Origin of the sequence: Pseudomonas sp. COW5, assembly GCF_026240005.1 — a bacterium.
Lineage (GTDB): Bacteria > Pseudomonadota > Gammaproteobacteria > Pseudomonadales > Pseudomonadaceae > Aquipseudomonas > Aquipseudomonas kribbensis.
Genome location: NZ_JAPHVP010000001.1, coordinates 747,285 through 765,869, shown reverse-complemented (window position 1 = coordinate 765,869; position 18,585 = coordinate 747,285). Strand labels below are relative to the sequence as shown.

Here is an 18,585-nt window from a genome sequence, read left to right as displayed (position 1 = left end):
AGCATGGATCTCAAGGAAACCGACATCCTCGGCGACAGCATCGGCGAGCATTGGTATTACTGCTCCAAAGCGGCAGCGACCCGCCGATTGCTGGGGGAGGCGCCGATCAAACGCATTCTCGACGTCGGCGCCGGTTCGGGGTTCTTTTCCCATCATCTGTTGACTCACACTGGCGCGCGAGAAGCGTGGTGCGTGGACATCAGCTATCCGGCCGACTCCAGTGCCACCACCGCCGGCAAGCCGGTGCATTACCGCCGCTCGATCGACACCGTGGACGCCGATCTGGTGTTGCTGATGGATGTGCTGGAGCACGTCGATGATGACCTCGGCCTGCTCAAGTCCTATGTCGACAAAGTGCCCTCCGGCAGTCGCTTCCTGATGACCGTGCCGGCGTTCCAGTTCATGTGGAGCGGGCACGATGATTTCCTCGAACACAAGCGGCGCTACACCCTGGGCCAGTTCGAGTCTCTGGCAAAGAACGCCGGATTGGCGGTCGAACGGGGCGCCTACTACTTCGGTGCGGTGTTCCCGATTGCCGTCGCGTCTCGCCTGATACCCGGTGCTTCGCGCGGTTCGGCGCCACGTTCGCAACTGAAAAAACATCACCCGTTGGTTAATTCGCTGCTGAAAACCCTGTGCGGTCTCGAGTTGCCGTTGATGGGCATGAATCGCCTGGGCGGCCTGAGTGTCTTCGTGCTGGCGCGCAAACCGTGATGGCGACACAGCGCTCCGAACTCATCCAGCGCGGCTTGCGCTTTGCCGTGACGGGTTTGTTCGTCACGGCCCTGCATGCGCTGGTGGCCGTGTTGTTCATCAATTTCGTGAGCCCTCAACCGCCGCTGGCCAACGGCGTGGCATTTGTCGTGGCGACGGTGGTTTCCTACGTGATCAACACCACCTGGAGTTTTTCCGCGAGATTGCACGGCAAGACCTTGCTGCGTTTTTTGATGGTATCGGCGGGAGGCTTCGTGCTGGCGATGTTCGTGGCCTGGGCCGCGCAGATGGCCGGTCTGCACTACCTGCTGGGCATCGTGGCGGTCGCGCTGACCATTCCGGCATTCACTTTTGTATTGCATAACTTCTGGACGTATCGATGAAGGATTCGGCAAGGCGCCTAGCTGTCACTCTGTTGCCGTTGATGATCGGCGTCCTGGCCTTTTTCATCGTGGTCGGCCCGCGCGCGCTCAACCCGCAGAACATTGCCTGGCTGGGGCAGGGAGATCCTGCCACGCATTATCTGGGGTGGGTGTTCTTCCGCCAGTCACCCTGGACCTTTCCACTGGGCCTGAATCCGACTTACGGCCTGGAGTTGGGCAACGGCCTGATCTTCTCCGACTCCAATCCGCTGCTGGCATTGTTGTTCAAGCCTTTCTCCGGGTTATTGCCCGAGACGTTCCAGTATTTCGGCCTGTGGTTTCTCGGCTGTTTCATGCTGCAATCGTGGTTCGCCTGGAAACTGTTGGGGCTGATCACGCCAAACGTGACCTTGCGCGCGTTGGGCGCTGCGCTGTTTCTGTTTGCGCCGCCGATGATCATGCGCATGCCGGTGCATTTGTCACTGGCCGGACATTTCCTGATTCTGGCAGCGTTGTACCTGGCGCTACGCCCAGGCGATGAGCGCCGGCGTCTGGCCTGGGGAGCATTGCTGGCATGTGCGGCGCTGATTCACGCCTATCTGCTGGCGATGGTTGCGCTCATCTGGGTGGCGGATCTTGCGGCCCGTTGCTTCAAAAACAGGCTGACGGTGCACAACGCAGCGATTGAGCTGGTCGCGCTGTTTGCCCTGGTCAGCGTCTGTTGCTGGCAAGCCGGGTATTTTTCAGTGAGTGGCGCCGATGCGGCGTCCGATGGTTTTGGCTTGTACCGGGCCAATCTGCTGACGCTGTTCAGTGCCAACGCCTGGTCTTACGCCCTCAAAGACATACCGGGCGGAGTGGGGGATTCGGAAGGCTTCGGGTTTCTCGGGCTGGGGCTACTGCTGTTGGCCATCTGTGGGTTAGTCGGTGGGTTGCAAGGGCAGACAGGCGTGGGCACGAGATTGCGCCGGTATCCTTTTTTGTTGCTGGCCATGGTCGGACTGACTGTCTTTGCCATGTCCAACAACATTGCACTCGGACCGTTGAATTTCTCTTATCCGTTGCCGGAAAAAGTCATCGCGATCGCCAATATTTTCCGGGCTTCAGGGCGGATGTTCTGGCCGGTCTACTACGCAATCATCCTGCTGATCCTTTTTCTGGTGATTCGTGCCAACAAGCCGCGCACGGCAATCTGTCTGCTGGCGATGTCCCTTGTGGTCCAGGCCACGGACACGCGTAGCGGCTGGTCCGTGGTGCGCAAGCACTTGATGGTCGAGCCGGCCACTCAATGGGCAACGCCTTTTGTCGATCCGTTCTGGAAAAACGCGGCCGCGCATTACCCGAAGATTCGCTGGATCCTGCCGCAGAACTACTCACCGCAATGGCTCGATATCGCCGCGTTTGCCGCGAGCCATGGTTTGTCGACGGATGCGGTTTACCTCGGACGCATGAGCATCGAGCAAAGAGTTCGCGCCGATAAACATACTTCCGAGATATTGGCGTCCGGGCAATACGATGCCGACTCGTTGTACCTGGTCAGTGATCGCGCTCTGTTGCAGGCGGTTCAGACCGTCAATACCCAAAACGATCTCTTGACCGAAATCGATGGCTTCACCGTGCTGGCGCCGGGCTGGAAGCAGTGCCGAGAGTGTTTGCAGTTGCCCGCTGGAAAAGCCCCGCAGCAACTGATCACTGAACTTCCAGCCGGTCAGAAGACGCCGTTCGGCTTTGGCGCTGCCGGCAATGTGTTTCTTGCACAGGGCTGGTCGGTTCCCGAGCCGTGGGGCGTATGGTCCAGTGGCCAGGACGCTGAACTCGTGATGCGGATCCCGGAATCGGCTCGAACGCTGCACCTTGAAACCACGGCGTTCCTTGCACCGTCCCATGTCCGCCAGGGTGTCGTGGTCAGGCTCAATGGCCTCGAAGCATTGACGACCTCACTGGACAAGGCTGATGGCAACACGCTCGAACTGAGCTTGACCCCGGCAATCCGCCAACGGATCAAAGAAGAAGGTTTGCTGCGATTGCAGTTGCAGTTCGCCGACGCGATCAGCCCCCAACAGTTGGGCATGGGGCAGGACCCGAGAAAACTGGCCCTGGGATTGAAGACGCTGACCGTCAACTGATCCATGGGTGCATAGACGGCATCGGCGGGGCTTTCTACACTGCCCGCATTCCGGGGACAGGGGGCAATGGATGAACCGCAATGAACTTCGCAAGGCTGACATCAACCTGATGGTGGTGTTCGAGACCTTGATGCTCGAACGCAACGTGACCCGGGCCGCCGAGAAGCTGTTTCTCGGCCAGCCGACCATCAGCTCGGCGCTCAATCGCCTGCGCACCATGCTCAACGATCCGCTGTTCATTCGCGTCGGCCACCGCATGGAACCGACGGCCCGTGCCGAAGACATCTATCGCCATCTCAAGCCTGCCCTGGACTCGCTGTCGGTGGCACTGAGCCTGACCCGTGATTTCGATCCCGCCGTCAGTACCATGACCTTTCGCATCGGCCTGTCGGATGACGTCGAGTTCGGTCTGCTGCCACCGCTGTTGCGCGCCTTGCGCCAGGAAGCACCGAACGTGGTGTTCGTGGTGCAGCATGTCGATTACTGGCGGATTCCCGATCTGCTGGCCGCTGGTGACATCACTGTCGGCATCAGCCAGACCCGTGGCCTGCCGGCCAATGCCAAGCGCAAACTGCTGCGACATATCCAGCCGAGCATCCTGCGCGCCGACAAGTCCGCCACCCCGCTGACCCTCGACGAATATTGCGCACGGCCCCATGTGCTGGTTTCCCACACGGCCAATGTCAGTGGTTATGCCGATGAGTGGCTGGCGGACCTCGGTCGAACCCGTCAGGTGGTGTTGTCGGTGCCGCAGTACAGTTCGTTGCCGGCGCTGCTGGCGGGCACCGATCTGATCGCCAGCCTGCCGGACTACACCGCCGAGGCCATGGCCGCCTCGGGCCTGCTGTTCAAGGAACCGTTTCCGTTCAAGACCCCGACCCTTGACCTGTCGATGGTCTGGCTCAGTCATGTCGACAGCGACCCGGCCGAGCGCTGGCTGCGCTCGCGGCTGGAGCAATTCATGAGTGAGCGGCCTCACTCGCCGCTCTGACTTGCCGAGCCGTTGTCCGGCTGCTTTGCTGAGTAACATCTGAATTCGGCGGAGCCTCGACCCATGAGCATTTCCCGTGGTTTGTTGCGTGGGCGCGGCAGTCTCGACAGCGGCAAGGTCGGCATGGTCGAGCTGTTCTTCGATCTGGTGTTCGTGTTTGCCGTGACTCAGCTGTCCCACACCTTGCTCGCGCACCTGTCGATGATCGGTGCGGTGCAGGTGACGCTGATGATGGTCGCGGTGTGGTGGGTGTGGATTTTCACGTCCTGGATCACCAACTGGCTCGACCCGGAAAAACTGCCGGTGCGCCTCGGGCTGTTCGGACTGATGATCGCCGGTTTGCTGCTTTCGTCTTCGATTCCCAAGGCATTCACCGAGCGCGGTCTGATGTTCGCGGCGGCGTTCGTGTTCATGCAGGTCGGGCGCACGCTGTTCGCGATCTGGGCGGTACGCGGCGAGTCGTTGAACATGACCCGCAACTTCCAGCGCATCCTCGCGTGGCTGACGTTGTCCGGGGTGTTCTGGATCGGCGGGGCGTTGGTCGAAGGCGAGCAGCGGCTGCTCTGCTGGGCGCTGGCGCTGTTGATCGAACTGATTTCGCCGTCGCTGTATTTCTGGGTGCCGGGGCTGGGGCGTTCGTCTTTGAGCGACTGGAATGTCGAAGGCAATCACATGGCCGAACGTTGCGCGCTGTTCGTGATCATCGCTCTGGGTGAGTCGTTGCTGGTGACCGGTGCGACCTTCGCCGAGCTGACGCCGGGTCGCGATGGGCTGCTGGCGTTTCTGGTGGCGGTGCTGGGCAGCATCGCCATGTGGTGGGTGTACTTCGACAGCGGTGCGGAGCGCGCGCATCACCGCATCGCTCATTCCGCCGACCCCGGGCGCCAGGCGCGAATCGCCTATACCTACCTGCATGTGCTGATCGTCGCCGGGGTCATCGTCAGCGCGGTGGCCGATGAACTGGTGCTGGTTCATCCGGATCACGCCAGCGACGCCGGCATCGTCGTGATCATCGCCGGGCCATGGCTGTTCCTGCTCGGCAATGCGCTGTTCAAATGGGTCATGGCTGACCGACCGTTTCCACCCTTGTCCCATGTATTCGGGCTGATAGCGCTCACGCTGCTGTTGCCGCTGGCACTGGATCACTGGTTTTCAGCCTTGGCGCTCGGTGCGTTGACCACGGCAGTCGTGGTGCTGGTGGCGATCTGGGAAACCCTGGCACTGCGTCGGGAACTTCCCGTTCCAGTATCGGAAAAAGCCGCAGGAGAGTAGGGCGCAGCTGTGTTATATGTACGGCCTTTCTGCCGACCGACTGGAGTCTTTCGATGCCACACCTGCACATGGAATACACCGCCAACCTGCCGCAACTGAACGCCGACGTGGCGTTGATCCGGCTCAACAACACCCTGGTGGGTTCCGGTCAGTTTGCGGCGGAATTCGATATCAAGAGCCGGGCGGTCAAGGTCGAAACCTTCAAGGTCGGCACCGCCATGAGCGAGCGGGCCTTTGTGGCGGTGAGGCTGGCGCTGCTCAGCGGTCGCTCCCCGGAGATCAAGAAGCAACTCTCGCAAAACCTGTTGGCAGTGCTGCAGGACCTGTGCGAGTGGCCGGCCGGTGTCGAAGTGCAGTTGAGCGTGGAACTGCTCGATATCGATCGCGAGTCCTACAGCAAAGTCGCCATCGGCGTGTAGGGCTCAGGCCGCCTCCAGCTCCGCGCAGGTCTTGATCACCTGCTCGCGCAGCCAGAGGTTGGCGCTGTCCTGATCGACGTTGTGGCTCCACTGCATGTCGAGGGTGAACCCCGGCAGGCCGTTGGGGGCCTCGCAGTGATTGAACACCGCGTCGTTGGTCAGCAAGCGCTGGATCCGCCGGGGCAGGGTGAGGATAAAATCCGTGCCGGTGATCATCTTCAACGCTGCGCTGTAGCTGTTGGAGCGAGCGACGATCTGGCGCTTCTGCGCCTGCCGCGCCAGCCAGCCATCGACCATGTTGGTGGTCGAGGTCCAAGGCGTCGGGAACACATGTCGGCGTTCGGTGAAGGCCTGCAGGCTGAGGCGTGGTTCCAGCGGCGTCGCACGTTTGTCGAAGACGCAGACCAGATCATCTTCCAGCAGCATCCGCGATTTCAGGTCGGTATGGCTGCGGTGGAAGTGCGGGCCGAAACAGATCACCAGGTCGAGGCTGCCATCGCGCAGTTCTTGTGCCGGCACGTCGGTTTCGAACTTGTGCATGTTGACCATCACCGGCAGATCGTCGAAGTCGAAACGCTTGAGCATGCGCGGCAGGATCAGTTGCTCGAAGTATTCCGGGGCGCAGATGTTGAAGGTCACCGGTTGCGCCATCGGGTCGAAGGTCGGGGCGCCGGCGTGGCACAGGTTGATGCTTTCGAGGATTTTCTGCACATGGCCATACATGCTGCTGGCCTTGTAGGTCGGGCGCATGCCCGTGCGGGTGTTGACGAACAATTCGTCTTCAAAACTGGTACGCAGTTTCTTCAGGCAGTAACTGACGGTGGACTGACTGACAAACAGCGCCTCCGACACATCGGTGACGCTGCTTTGCTCATACACGGCGACAAACACCATGAGATCCTGCATGTCGAGCTTTCTAAGCAAGTTACTGTTCAGCATCCGTTCTGTCTCGCTGTGCTCCTTGCGCCGAATCCGCGCAAACGTGTGCGCATGATCGTAACGGAACGATGGTGCCAGGAGAAAGCCCTGTAGGATTTTTCACGGATAGTTGTGGGACAGAAAGTTTTAGGAATACGACGTGCCAAAACGATCCTGCAAAAGATGGCCAGAAGCCTTTAGCCAGAGGGGTGAAGCACCGTGCACAACGCCCGATCATTGAAAGTGCCGGGCGTATTGCCGAGGGTCGAAACGCAGCACGATCAGCAGCATGACCACCATCACAGCCGTCAGCGACCACCAGGCCCATTCGAAGCTGCCCAGTCGATCACGGATCACCCCGGCCAACAGCGGCGACAGACCGGCAATCAGGTATCCGATGCCTTGCACGAACGCGGTCAGCCCACCGGCGCGCTGCGGGTTGTCGAGGTGATCGAGAGAGACGATCAGGCTCATCGGGAACAGCCCGCCAATTCCCAGGCCCAGCAGGCACGGCCACAACAGGCTCAGATGTTGTGGGCTGAGGATCAAACCGCAGAATCCGCCGATGATCAGCACCAACAGGGCACCCAACACCCAACGTCGGTCACGGCTGCGGTTGGCGACAGCGGGAACCACCAGACCTGAAATCACCTCCATGGCCGTCAGAAAACCCAACAGCAGACCGGCGTTCTGTTCGCTCCAGCTGTTTTCCACGTAGTACGGCGCCAGCCACGCGAGTACACAGGTGTAGGAAGCCGTCCCCAGACCGAAGAAGATGGCGAGCAGCCAGGCGCGGGAATGGGTGAAAAAGGCCTCCTTCTTCACGGCAGTGGTGGTGATGGTGGGTGCGTCATCGCGTTGTGACAACCAGAACAACAAGGCGAGCAACGCCAGTACCGCCCAGATCGCCAGCCCCGCCCGCCAGCTGCCGGTCCCGAGCATCACCCGAGGCGCGAACGAGGCGGCCAGCGCGGCGCCGCCCATGATCGAGGTGACATACAACCCCATGCACAGCGCCACGTTGTCGGGAAAGCGCGATTTGATCAGTGCTGGCATCAAGGCCTGAATCAGCGCGATGCCAATCCCGGCGAGCACGGCGCTGACGATCAGTTGCGCCGCCGAGTCGAGAAACAGCCGCGACAGCGTCGCCACGCCGATGATCAGCAACGACAGCAGCACCGTGCGCCGCTCGCCCAGACGCTGGCTGATGCCGATTCCGAAAAACATCGCCAGCCCCATGGCCATCACCGGCAGCATGGTCAGCAGCGATGCCAGGCTGAAGCTCAGCGGGATATCGCCGCGAATCGCCGACAGCAAAGGCCCGACGGCGGCCATCGACGGACGCAGGTTAAGGGCGACAAGGACGATACCGAGCATCAGCCAGACGGCGGGGCGGGCAGTGGCGCGAACGTTTTCCATCTTCAGACCTTTGAATCAGAGGCTGTCGATTAGGCGTGCGCGCTACCGGCGCCGGCAAATCAGAAAATCCCGAGGGGTATTTAAAAAGTCGATACGCCTCCTGTGCGCTCTGCCGGAGCGAGCCGTAATTTTTTCTGAATCACACCTGACGAATGTCCGGATTTCATGGTTATTTCATGAGCCAACTAATCGTTGGCTTCTTTTTCACAAAAAATTGATGGCGGGCTACGTAGAGTTTTCATTGCCCGGGCCAATGAAGTTTTCACAATTGGCCACGGCGCTTCTTTTCAGGAAATAGCCCCCCTCATATGTTGAAGTTAAAAGCCGTGCGCCCGGAATGGGTGACGTTGTTTGCCAGCGCCTTTCTTTTGATCGGATTCAATTTCGTACTTTGGCAACATCTCCTCGAGATCACCGCTGCCGACGGCATCGCCATGGGCATTGCGTTCGGGGTAATGATCTTCGCGGCCTACAACATCGTGCTGACCTTTCTGGCGTTTCGCCCGGTATTGAAACCGGTGTTGACGGCGCTGTTTATGATCAGTGCCGGTGTGGCTTATTTCATGAGTCAGTATGGCGTGATGATTGACGCCGGCATGTTTCGCAACTTCGCTGAAACCAATGCAACGGAAGTTCGTGATCTGCTGTCGTTGAAGTTATTCGTTTATCTATTGTTTTTGGGTGTATTGCCGTCGTGGTTGTTGTGGAAGTTGCCTGTTGACTATCGTCGCTGGCATCGAGAGTTATTAAGCAAAGTTGTGGTGTGTGCAGCATCGGTCGCCGTGATTGGTGGCGTGGCACTGGCCAACTATCAGGGCTTGTCTTCGCTGTTTCGCAACCACCACGAATTGCGCCTGATGCTGGTGCCGAGCAATTACATCGGCGCATCGGCCGGCTATCTGCGTGAGCAGGTGGTTTCCGCCCAGCAACCGTTCATCAAGATCGGCGAAGACGCCCAGCGCAACCCTGCACTGCAAAACCGTCCGCGCAAGTCGCTGACCGTGCTGGTGGTGGGTGAAAGTGCCCGGGCGGAGAACTTCGGCATCCTCGGCTACCACCGCGACACCACGCCGAAACTGGACAAGGAGGCCGGCCTGATCGCGTTCACCGACGTGCATTCCTGCGGTACGGAAACTGCGGTCTCGGTGCCGTGCATGTTTTCCAACATGAGTCGCCAGGATTACGACGCCAGCAAGGCGAAGAATCAGGAAGGGCTGCTGGACGTGCTCAAGCGCGCCGGCATCGATGTGATCTGGCGCGACAACCAGTCGGGCTGCAAGGGCACCTGCGATCGCGTCACCCTGCAGGACGTGAGCAATCTGAAAGACCCGGCGCTTTGCGCCAACAGCGAATGCCGCGATGAAATCCTCCTGCAAGGCCTGCAGAGTTTCATCGATCACCTGGACAAGGACACCGTGCTGGTGCTGCACCAGATGGGCAGCCACGGCCCGGAATACTTCAAGCGTTATCCGAAGGAATACGAGCACTTCACGCCGGTATGTGAAAGCAACGCGCTGAACAATTGCAGCCGCGAAAGCATCGTCAACGGTTACGACAACACGCTGGTGTACACCGACCATGTGCTGTCGAGCCTGATCGATGTGTTGCGCAGCAATCAGGAAAAAGTCGATACCGCCATGCTGTACCTCTCCGATCACGGCGAGTCCCTGGGCGAGTACAACCTGTTCCTGCACGGCACGCCGTACATGCTGGCGCCGGAACAGCAGAAACATGTGGCGATGCTGGCCTGGTTCTCCGACAGCTATCAGAAGTCCTACTCGGTCGACACCCATTGCCTGCAAATGAGCCGCGACAAGCCTCTGAGCCAGGACAACCTGTTCCATTCGATGCTTGGCCTGCTGGAGGTGCAGAGCAAGGTCTATCAGCACGATCTGGATCTGTTTGCCGGTTGCCGTGGTGCGGTCATCGACGGCGTATTGGCCAAGGACTGATCCGTCGGAATTGTTCTGTAAGACTATTCTTGCTGGCAGGCAGGAGATTTCATCAACGCTCTTGCCCTGCACAGGCGCGGAAAGCGCCGGTGGCGATATATACTGCGCGCCATTCTTGAAGGGAGAGCCGTGTGGCCATCGATATTCACTGGATTCGCGACAACGATAGCCTCGCGCAGTTTTGCGCCGAGTGGCAGCAGCTGCCTTTCGTTGCCCTCGACACCGAATTCATGCGGGTCGACACCTTCTACCCGATTGCCGGCCTGTTGCAGGTCGGCGACGGCAAACGCGCCTATCTGATCGACCCGCTGACCATTGACGCCTGGCAACCGCTGGCGGCGTTGCTGGAAAACCCGGCGGTGCTCAAGGTTCTGCACGCCTGCAGCGAAGACCTCGAAGTCCTGCTGCGCCTGACCGGCAGCCTGCCGGCGCCGCTGTTTGACACGCAACTGGCTGCGGCCTATCTGAACCTCGGGTTCTCGATGGGCTATTCGCGTCTGGTGCAGGAAGTGCTCGGCATCGAACTGCCGAAGGGCGAAACCCGTTCCGACTGGTTGCAGCGTCCGTTGTCCGACACGCAAATCAGCTATGCCGCCGAAGATGCCGTGCATCTGGCGGAGGTTTTCGTACAACTGCGTCCGAAACTGTCTGACGACAAATTTTCATGGGTGCTGGAGGACGGCGCCGAGCTGGTCGCCAACCTGCGTCGCGAGACCGATCCGTATGAGGTGTATCGCGAGGCGAAGCTGGCGTGGAAACTGTCCCGCGCGCAACTCGCCGTTCTGCGCGAGCTGTGCGCCTGGCGTGAACGCGAGGCCCGCGCCCGCGACCTGCCGCGCAACCGTATCGTCCGTGAGCATTCGTTGTGGCCGCTGGCCCGCACGCAACCGGACAACCTCAGCGCGCTGGGCAAGATCGAAGACATGCACCCGCGTACCGTGCGTCAGGACGGCGAGTTTCTGCTTGATCTGATCAAGCGCTCTGGCAGTGTGGGGCCTGATCAGTGGCCGCCAGCCGTGCCGGAGCCGCTGCCGATCGAAGCCGCCGCGCTGATCAAGCAACTGCGTGCCCTGGGCCAGGCCGAGGCCGAGCGTCTGGGCATCGCACCGGAACTGATGCTGCGCAAGAAAACCCTCGAAGCGCTGGTCAAAAGCGGCTTCCCCGAGGGGCCTTACCAATTGCCTGATTCGCTGCGTGGCTGGCGCCGCGAGTTGATGGGCCAGAAGCTGCTCGACAGCCTGGCCACTGCCGGAGAACAGCCTTGAAACGTATTTGCTCCATTTACCAAAGTTCGAAGAAAAGCGGCATGTACCTTTACGTGCTCAAAAGCGATGCGCTGGAGCGTGTGCCGGAAGGCCTGATGGCGGCGTTCGGCAAGGCGAAGCATTCCTTCGATCTGGTGCTGACCCCCGAGCGCAAGCTGGCCAGCGAAGACATCGCCGTCGTCCTGGAGAACCTCGACAAGCAGGGCTACCACCTGCAGATGCCGCCGGCCGAGGAAGAGTACATCGAGCATTTGCCGGAAGAGTTGCTGCGACGCAACGACCCGGTCTGACCTGCGAGGCCCGGTCCCGGGCCTCTTGTAATCCCTGGAACTGTTTTTACGGCGACGACCGCCACGAAGTGGGCGGCCGTCTGCACGGTTTGCGAAAGGTTTGAACATGCGCGTTCTGATTGCTGAACACGACCACGCGATATACGCCCGACTGCTGCGTCAGGCAGCCCCGGAGCTTGAAGTGCTGACCAGCGGTGACTCCGCCGAACTGGCTCGCCAGGCCGTCGATTGCCCGGTGTGGCTGGGGCAGCCGGATCTGCTGGCGACCCTGCTGCGTCAGGGCCACCAGCCACAATGGCTGCAATCGACCTGGGCCGGCATCACGCCGCTGCTGGCCGACGGTTTGCGCCGGGATTACCGCCTGACCCGGGCGGTCGGCATTTTCGGGCAGGTGATGGCCGAGTACGTGCTGACCTACATGCTCGGTCACGAGCGCGAAGTACTGGCGCGTCTGGTGAGCCAGGTCGAGCGCAAGTGGGACAATCGCACCGGCCAGAGCCTGGTCGGGCGCAAGGTGTTGATTGTTGGCACCGGCGATATCGGCCAGAGCGTGGCGCAGTTCCTGCGGCCATTCGGCGTCGAGTTATACGGCATCGCCAGCAGCGCCCGGGAGCAGGCGCCGTTTGTCGAAGTCGGTTCGATGGCGGACCTGCCACGGCTGGTGGGTGAAGTGGATTACGTGGTCAATCTGCTGCCCAACACCGAGCACACCCACGACATCTACGACGCCGCGCTGTTCAAGCAATTCAAGCCGACCGGGCTGTTCATCAACGCCGGGCGTGGTGTGGCGGTGGTCGATGCGGATCTGGTGGAGGCGCTGAAGGAAGGCCATCTGGCCGGCGCGGTGATCGACGTCTGCCGACAGGAGCCGCTGCCGCAACGCCATCCATTCTGGACCGCCTGGGGTTTGCTGTTGACCGGGCACAGCTCGGCACCGACCTCACCGCCGATGATGGTGCAGTTGTTTCTGGATAATTTGCGGGCGTATCAGGCGGGAGAAGTGTTGCGTGGAGAAGTGGATTTCTCGCGCGGTTACTGAGTCCGCCGCTATTCAAATGTGGGAGCGGGCTTGCTCGCGAAGGCGTTGTGTCAGTCAATAATGATCGTGACTGTTACACCGCTTTCGCGAGCAAGCCCGCTCCCACAGTTCGTTTTGCAGTGTGGCTTAGAGGGTGAAATCGCCTTCAGCCGCCAGCTCGCTCAGCGGACGACGCGGGCTCGGCGTTTCCCGCGCTTGCAGGTAATCCGCCAGGGTTGCCTTGTCACCCAGCTTGCCCACCGCAACGGCGGCGTGCAGCGCATAACCTTGCGGAATGTTCAGCTCCTTGCGGGTCAGCTCCTGATCGAAGCCGGCCATGCCGTGGGTGTGCCAGCCGCTCAGGCTCGCTTGCAGCGCCAGATGGCCCCACGCGGAACCGGTGTCGAAGGTGTGCCACAGCGCCGGTGTTTCTTCGGTGGCGCCCGGTGCGGTGAAGGTGGTTTTCGAAATCACGATCACCAATGCCGACGCGTGCTGCGCCCAGCTGCGGTTGAATTCATTGAGCAGGCCCAGGTAACGCTCCCAGTTCGGCGTGTCGCGACGGGCGTAGAGAAAACGCCACGGCTGCGAGTTGTACGCCGATGGCGCCCAGCGCGCGGCTTCGAAGAAGCTCAGCAGGGTTTCCTCGGAAATCGCTTCGCCGGTAAAGGCGCGGGGCGACCAGCGATCGGTGAACTGCGGGTGAATGGCGTATTCGGCAACGCGAGGGTTGGCACTCATCGAGAGATTCCTTGCTACGTTTGAGGACAGGTTTGAAGCAAAACCCGGCGGGATCAGTTGGGCTGAACGATGGAGGTTGAATCCGAAGCCGTGCAGTTCACCGGAATGCAACGCGGTCGAGCGTTAATGGCATCCAGCCAGGGCTTCTTGAGAACGGCAAAGCTACTTGGCCGCGCAAAAACTGACAAGCCCTGCACAACCGGCAGTCGCCAGCGCTTGGCCCACGGGGCCCTGGGCACTAGACTGGCGGCCTTTTCACCACCTGATGTTGATGCTTGAGCCATGGCCGCCAAAGTCGAACCGTTCTGGAAACGCAAAACCCTCGATCAACTGGATCACGAGGAATGGGAATCGCTGTGCGACGGATGTGGCCTGTGCTGCCTGCAGAAGCTCGAGGATGAAGAAGACAACAGCGTCTATTACACGCGCATCGCCTGCAAACTGCTGGACCTGAAAACCTGTCAGTGCAGCGATTACCCGAACCGCATCAAGTTTGTCCCGGACTGCATCCAGCTCACCCCGGGCCAGGCCGAAGAATTCAAATGGCTGCCGCCGACCTGCGGTTATCGACTGGTCAGCGAAGGCAAGGACCTGCCGTTGTGGCATCACCTGGTCTGCGGTGATCGCGACGCCGTGCATCACGAACGGATTTCCCAGTCCGGGCGCATGCTCGCCGAAGGCAGCGTGCCGGAAGACGATTGGGAAGATCACCTGATTTTCCGCGCCGGCTAAGCCCCTCGAGGATCCATGCCTCGAAGATCGAGTTTCAACAAGGAGTGTGTATGGCTGTGGGATTGCGCCGGACGCTGATCGTCGGACTGCTGATGCTGAGCGCGCCGGTGTGGGCGGCAAAGAAGGTCGATCTGGATTACCGCGTGCGCCTGTTGCCGCAAAGCGATCAGGCGGAAGTGCGCCTGACCCTGGCCAAGGGCGAGGCCGTGCGCAGTCTGGATTTCGACCTCGGCGACGGCAGCCACTACAGCGACTTCAAGGCCGACGGCCAATGGCAACTGACGCCGGGCCAGCAGGTGCGCGGCGTATGGCGCCCGACGGCGGACAAGGCCAGCCTGACCTACCGCGTACGCATCAGCCATGGCCGCAAGAACGGCAGCTTCGACACGCGCATGACCCCGACCTGGGCGCTGATGCGCGGCGATGAACTGGTGCCGCCGGCGAAGCTCGACCAGCAGGACGGCATCGAACTGGTCTCACGCCTGCAATTCGAATTGCCCGACGGCTGGAAAAGCGTCGAAACCGCCTGGCCGCGCATCGGCAAGAACAAATTCCGCATCGACAATCCGTCCCGTCTGTTCGACCGGCCCACTGGCTGGATGCTCGCCGGGCACCTCGGCAGCCGCCGCACGCGATTGGGTGAAACCGAAGTCACCGTGGCGTCGCCGCAAGGGCAGGGCATGCGCCGGATGGATGTGCTGACGCTGCTGACCTTCGTCTGGCCGCAGGTGCAAGCGGTGTTTCCCCGCCATCCGAGCAAACTGCTGATCGTCGGCGCCAACGACCCGATGTGGCGCGGCAGCCTGGCGGCGCGGGAGTCGATCTACCTCAACACGCGGTTGCCGCTGGTCAGCGAGAGCGGCAGCAGCCCATTGGTCCGGGAATTGGCGCAGGTGTTCGGGCGGATCAACGACAAGCAGCGCAGTGACTGGATCAAGGAAGGGTTCGCCGAGTATTACGCCGTCGAACTGGTGCGTCGTGCTGGTGGCATGAGCGACGAACGTTATCAGGCGTATCAGGTGAAACTGGCGAAGGACAGCCAGAAGGTTACGACGTTGCGCGGCGAGCAGATCAGCCCGGCGCAGGTGTCCAAAGCGGTTCTGCTGTTACAGGAGCTGGATCGCGAGATCCGTCTGAAAACCCGCAACAAGCGCTCGCTGGATGATGTGCTGCGCGGGGCGATGCATCTGGGGACGGTGGATACCAAGGCGTTTGTGCAACTCGCCGAGAGTGTCATCGGCGAGTCGTCCAAGGTGCTTGATTCCGGGTTGCTTCAGTAGCGATCAGACCCCGGCTTTGGGCGACTTCACCGAATCATTGCCGGTCACGGTGGCGGTTTTTGTCGCCGCCTCGGCATTGGCTTTGAGCTTGCTCAGCTCTTCACCGGCGCGCTCGATCTTCGTGCGCACGTTGTTCATGTCCTGACGGCTTTTCTCCAGCAGGCTTTTCACCGAGCTGTGCCCGGTGATGCCACGGGCCATGGCCACGCCGCCAATCGCCACCTGGATCAGACCGAACACGCCGCCACGGCGCAGGCCCTTGCCGACCATGATCACGCCACCGGCCAGCGAGCCGATGCGCTCCCAGCCTTCGACGTTCTGTTCGGAACGGGTCTGGAACGGGGTGGATTCGATACGCTCGACGCGTTTGAGCTCGGTCATGATCTTTCTCCAGGCAATGAGTGATGGATAAACAAGCTGACTGCGCCGGCGGTCAGCTCGTTCCATCGGATGTACGGCGTTTCAGCGGAATTTCGGCCCGGAACGGGTGTTCAGGCCTTTGGCCATGCGGTCGTAGAGCACGACGTTGACCGTGGCGGCGAGGTTCATGCAACCGGTGGTCGGGATGTACACGACGTCTTCGCACCAGTCGCGGATTTCCTGATCCAGCGAGCCGTCTTCGGGGCCGAAGATGTACAGGGCGCGATCCGGGTGGGTGTATTCCGGCAGCGGGCGGGCGCCGTCGACCAGTTCCACGGCGACCGGGACACAATTGAGCGGCAGGATCTTTTTCAGGTCGTCGATGCCGATCAGCGGGATGTCGTAGTGCACGCGCTTGGTGTCGGTGACGAAATCGGCGGCGCGCTCATAGCGCTTGCCGGTGTAGAACACGGTCGACACGCCGTAGCAGCCTGCGGCGCGCATCACCGAACCGACGTTTTCCGGTGATTTGGGGTTATACAAACCAATGCAGCTGTACCGTTTGTCTGCCACGAGCGGGGTGCCTTCGGGAAAAAGAGGGCGATTATACGGGGATTGGGGGAGGGGTGTTCAGTTTGAGATTGGCGGTGTCTGCCAGGCCTCCTTCGCGAGCAGGCTCGCTCCCACAGTTGATCGGTGTCGTACACAAAACCAATGTGGGAGCGAGCCTGCTCGCGAAAGGGCCGGGTCAGGCGCTGAAGATCTTCAGTCTTCTTTCTTCATCAATCCGGCCAGCGCCGCAAACGGGTTGTGCGTGGCCTTGGCGATTTTCGGCGTGCTCAGGGAGCCTTCGCCGAAATATTGCTGGTCGGTGTAGCGCGAGTGTTCGTTGTCGTGGCAGTACAGGCACAACAGTTCCCAGTTGGAGCCGTCCTGCGGGTTGTTGTCGTGGTTGTGATCGCGGTGATGCACGGTCAGCTCGCTCAGACGCTTGCCGGAGAACTCACGGGCGCAGCGGCCGCACACGTGCGGATACATCTTCAGGGCCTTGTCGCGGTAGCCCATTTCCTTGTCGCGCTGGTTGTCGGCGAGGATGCGATCCAGCTTCGAAGTGTTGGTCGGGGTGGACGAACTCATGGGTTCACCTTTGTAGAAAGACTAATGACGGTTATGACGCAAGTTTAGCTCAGCCCTTGAGCTTCTCGGCAATCCAGATCGTGTGGCGGGTGCCCTTGTTGCCGTGGGCGAAGACCTGCACTTCCTCGGCCTTGAAACCGGCCTTCTTCAATTTTTCGGAAAACTGCCGGTCGGCGCTGGCGGACCACACGGCCAGCACGCCTTTGGGTCGCATCGCCCTGGCACAAGCGGCCAGACCGGCGGCGGAATACAGCCAGCTGTTGGCCCTCTGGGTCAGGCCTTCGGGGCCATTGTCGACGTCGAGCATGATCGCGTCGAAGCCGTTCGGCTCGCTTTGCAGCACCTTGGCCACGTCTTCCTGGCGGATCACCGTGCGTGGGTCGAGCAGCGGGCGCCCGGACTTTTCACCGAGCGGGCCGCGGTTCCACTCGACCACGCCGGGCACCAGTTCGGCGACCACCACTTCGGCGCTCTTGCCCAGATGCTTGAGCGCGGAGGCGAGTGTGAAGCCCATGCCCAGGCCGCCGATCAGCACCCGCGAGTCGGGCCGGCCAGCAACCTTGCGGCACGGGATCTCGGCCAGTGCGTCTTCGGAACCGTGCATGCGGGTGTTCATCAATTGCCCGCCGTCGCCGCCCTGGATCTTGATGACAAAGTCCTCGCCATACTCGAACAGGCACAGGGCGCCGCCGTTGTCAGGGATCGGCGTGGTGTCGAGCAGAACGAAACGTTTCATGGAAATCTCTACAGGGGGGAAGGCAAGCAGGCGCGTTGGGAGTAGCCTGAGAGCAGACTTCAGGCAACGGAGCCCTTGATGAAGCGCACCATTCTAACGGTCATTGCCCTGGCCGCGCTCTCGATTACTGCAGTGCAGGCCCAGCAGACGATTCCCGCCAGCCCGACCCCGCAACCGGGTTCGCCCGGCACCGCAACGCCGACGCCGTATCCGCAGATCAGTCCGGTATCGATTCCCAAGGCCGGTTCCGGCAGTGGCGGGCCACCGCTGGTGCCGATCGAGATGCCCAGCCCGCCGTCCAAGGATCAACCGGTGCCGGGTATCGAACAGCCCGAAGGTAAAACCAAATCCCCCGGCGGCTAGATCTGTTGCGCCGCCAATTGGCCGTCGGCCATGCGCAGACGTTTGGAGAGGGAAACGGCGAGGGCGCGAATGATCTTGGCGGCGATCTTCGGCGCATCGTTGAGCATTTTTTCCAGTGAATCCTTGCCCAGGTTGAGCAACTGACAGTTGCTCGCCGCTACACAGGTCGCCGAGCGGCGTTCGCCATCGAGCACGGCCATTTCGCCGAACGCCCGACCGCTGCGCAGAGTGGCCATGGTAATGACCTGGCCGTCAGCGCCGGTTTTCTGCACGGCCACCTGGCCGGTGTGGATGATGCACATGAAACTGCCGGCATCGCCTTCGCGAAAGATCGCCTCGCCCTCGGCCACGGTGCTGATGCTGAAGTAGCCCGAGGCAGCGGCGAAGTCCGCCAGTTGCAATTGATCGAACAGGCCGCAGTCCATCAGCCAGTCACGGATTTCGTTGTTCAGTAAGGTCGGTTCTGACATGTCATCGCGGTCTTTTTGTT

The 18,585-nt window shown here is 61.0% G+C and carries 21 protein-coding genes; 13 read left to right on the top strand and 8 right to left on the bottom strand.

Features of this window, described 5'->3' with window-relative positions; translation table 11 throughout:
• Positions 1-3: 3 nt before the first annotated feature.
• From OQ248_RS03420 to OQ248_RS03395, 6 genes are all read left to right on the top strand, one after another.
• Positions 4-714, top strand: coding sequence for a methyltransferase domain-containing protein (locus tag OQ248_RS03420; protein WP_265812023.1), 711 nt, complete (start codon positions 4-6; stop codon positions 712-714).
• A complete protein-coding gene (locus OQ248_RS03415; RefSeq protein ID WP_347710543.1) occupies positions 711-1,097 on the top strand; it encodes a GtrA family protein in 387 nt (128 codons plus the stop codon). The genes OQ248_RS03420 and OQ248_RS03415 overlap by 4 nt, the downstream gene beginning before the upstream one ends.
• Positions 1,094-3,202, top strand: coding sequence for a DUF6311 domain-containing protein (locus tag OQ248_RS03410; RefSeq protein ID WP_265812022.1), 2,109 nt, complete (start codon positions 1,094-1,096; stop codon positions 3,200-3,202). The genes OQ248_RS03415 and OQ248_RS03410 overlap by 4 nt, the downstream gene beginning before the upstream one ends.
• A gap of 70 nt (positions 3,203-3,272) precedes the next feature.
• Positions 3,273-4,193: a LysR family transcriptional regulator gene (locus tag OQ248_RS03405; protein WP_248738031.1), complete on the top strand. Its 921-nt coding sequence runs from the start codon at positions 3,273-3,275 to the stop codon at positions 4,191-4,193.
• A gap of 63 nt (positions 4,194-4,256) precedes the next feature.
• Positions 4,257-5,465, top strand: coding sequence for a low temperature requirement protein A (locus OQ248_RS03400; protein WP_265812021.1), 1,209 nt, complete (start codon positions 4,257-4,259; stop codon positions 5,463-5,465).
• Between the two features lie 53 nt (positions 5,466-5,518).
• Complete coding sequence (locus tag OQ248_RS03395; RefSeq protein WP_192553054.1) at positions 5,519-5,884, top strand: 5-carboxymethyl-2-hydroxymuconate Delta-isomerase; 366 nt, start codon at positions 5,519-5,521, stop codon at positions 5,882-5,884.
• Between the two features lie 3 nt (positions 5,885-5,887).
• Here the strand turns inward: OQ248_RS03395 and OQ248_RS03390 are convergent, their stop codons facing one another.
• Complete coding sequence (locus tag OQ248_RS03390; RefSeq protein WP_085710261.1) at positions 5,888-6,823, bottom strand: LysR family transcriptional regulator; 936 nt, start codon at positions 6,821-6,823, stop codon at positions 5,888-5,890.
• A gap of 213 nt (positions 6,824-7,036) precedes the next feature.
• Complete coding sequence (locus tag OQ248_RS03385) at positions 7,037-8,221, bottom strand: cyanate transporter (RefSeq protein ID WP_265812020.1); 1,185 nt, start codon at positions 8,219-8,221, stop codon at positions 7,037-7,039.
• A gap of 308 nt (positions 8,222-8,529) precedes the next feature.
• Between OQ248_RS03385 and OQ248_RS03380 the strand changes: the two genes are divergently transcribed.
• The 4 genes from OQ248_RS03380 (at position 8,530) to OQ248_RS03365 (ending at position 12,767) form a co-directional block, all read left to right on the top strand.
• Complete coding sequence (locus OQ248_RS03380; RefSeq protein ID WP_265812019.1) at positions 8,530-10,173, top strand: phosphoethanolamine--lipid A transferase; 1,644 nt, start codon at positions 8,530-8,532, stop codon at positions 10,171-10,173.
• A 131-nt stretch (positions 10,174-10,304) separates the two neighbouring features.
• Positions 10,305-11,438: a ribonuclease D gene (gene rnd, locus OQ248_RS03375; protein WP_085730021.1), complete on the top strand. Its 1,134-nt coding sequence runs from the start codon at positions 10,305-10,307 to the stop codon at positions 11,436-11,438.
• Positions 11,435-11,728: a YcgL domain-containing protein gene (locus OQ248_RS03370; protein ID WP_085703814.1), complete on the top strand. Its 294-nt coding sequence runs from the start codon at positions 11,435-11,437 to the stop codon at positions 11,726-11,728. Before rnd ends, OQ248_RS03370 begins: the two co-directional genes overlap by 4 nt.
• Before the next feature lie 106 nt (positions 11,729-11,834).
• Positions 11,835-12,767 carry a D-2-hydroxyacid dehydrogenase gene (locus OQ248_RS03365; protein ID WP_265812018.1) on the top strand — a complete coding sequence of 311 codons (933 nt, stop codon included), beginning with the start codon at positions 11,835-11,837 and terminating at the stop codon, positions 12,765-12,767.
• A gap of 126 nt (positions 12,768-12,893) precedes the next feature.
• Here the strand turns inward: OQ248_RS03365 and OQ248_RS03360 are convergent, their stop codons facing one another.
• Positions 12,894-13,487, bottom strand: a complete 594-nt coding sequence (locus OQ248_RS03360) for a nitroreductase family protein (protein WP_007958056.1) — start codon at positions 13,485-13,487, stop codon at positions 12,894-12,896.
• Positions 13,488-13,769: 282 nt separating this feature from the next.
• On the opposite strand from OQ248_RS03360, the gene OQ248_RS03355 reads away from it, so the two are divergent.
• Both OQ248_RS03355 and OQ248_RS03350 read left to right on the top strand, forming a co-directional pair.
• On the top strand, positions 13,770-14,219 hold the full coding sequence (locus tag OQ248_RS03355; RefSeq protein ID WP_003222605.1) for a YcgN family cysteine cluster protein: 450 nt from the start codon (positions 13,770-13,772) through the stop codon (positions 14,217-14,219).
• A gap of 50 nt (positions 14,220-14,269) precedes the next feature.
• Entirely contained in the window at positions 14,270-15,499 is a 1,230-nt protein-coding gene (locus OQ248_RS03350; protein WP_265812017.1) for a hypothetical protein, read from the top strand.
• Positions 15,500-15,502: 3 nt separating this feature from the next.
• On the opposite strand, the gene OQ248_RS03345 is transcribed toward OQ248_RS03350, so the two are convergent.
• From OQ248_RS03345 to OQ248_RS03330, 4 genes are all read right to left on the bottom strand, one after another.
• The gene (locus OQ248_RS03345; protein ID WP_096819384.1) at positions 15,503-15,880 is read right to left on the bottom strand and encodes a DUF2892 domain-containing protein; all 378 of its coding nucleotides are present in this window, start codon (positions 15,878-15,880) and stop codon (positions 15,503-15,505) included.
• An 81-nt stretch (positions 15,881-15,961) separates the two neighbouring features.
• Positions 15,962-16,432: an RNA methyltransferase gene (locus OQ248_RS03340; protein ID WP_007958066.1), complete on the bottom strand. Its 471-nt coding sequence runs from the start codon at positions 16,430-16,432 to the stop codon at positions 15,962-15,964.
• A gap of 192 nt (positions 16,433-16,624) precedes the next feature.
• Positions 16,625-16,996 (bottom strand): YajD family HNH nuclease, encoded by a 372-nt coding sequence (locus OQ248_RS03335; RefSeq protein WP_007944009.1) that lies wholly within the window; start codon positions 16,994-16,996, stop codon positions 16,625-16,627.
• 49 nt (positions 16,997-17,045) lie between these two features.
• Positions 17,046-17,732 (bottom strand): hypothetical protein, encoded by a 687-nt coding sequence (locus OQ248_RS03330; RefSeq protein ID WP_265812016.1) that lies wholly within the window; start codon positions 17,730-17,732, stop codon positions 17,046-17,048.
• Between the two features lie 78 nt (positions 17,733-17,810).
• Here OQ248_RS03330 and OQ248_RS03325 point away from each other — a divergent pair, with 78 nt between their 5' ends.
• Positions 17,811-18,095, top strand: a complete 285-nt coding sequence (locus OQ248_RS03325; protein ID WP_265812015.1) for a hypothetical protein — start codon at positions 17,811-17,813, stop codon at positions 18,093-18,095.
• Here the strand turns inward: OQ248_RS03325 and OQ248_RS03320 are convergent.
• Entirely contained in the window at positions 18,092-18,565 is a 474-nt protein-coding gene (locus OQ248_RS03320) for a cyclic nucleotide-binding domain-containing protein (RefSeq protein WP_085710279.1), read from the bottom strand. The two genes, OQ248_RS03325 and OQ248_RS03320, sit on opposite strands and share 4 nt — an antisense overlap.
• Positions 18,566-18,585 lie beyond the last annotated feature (20 nt).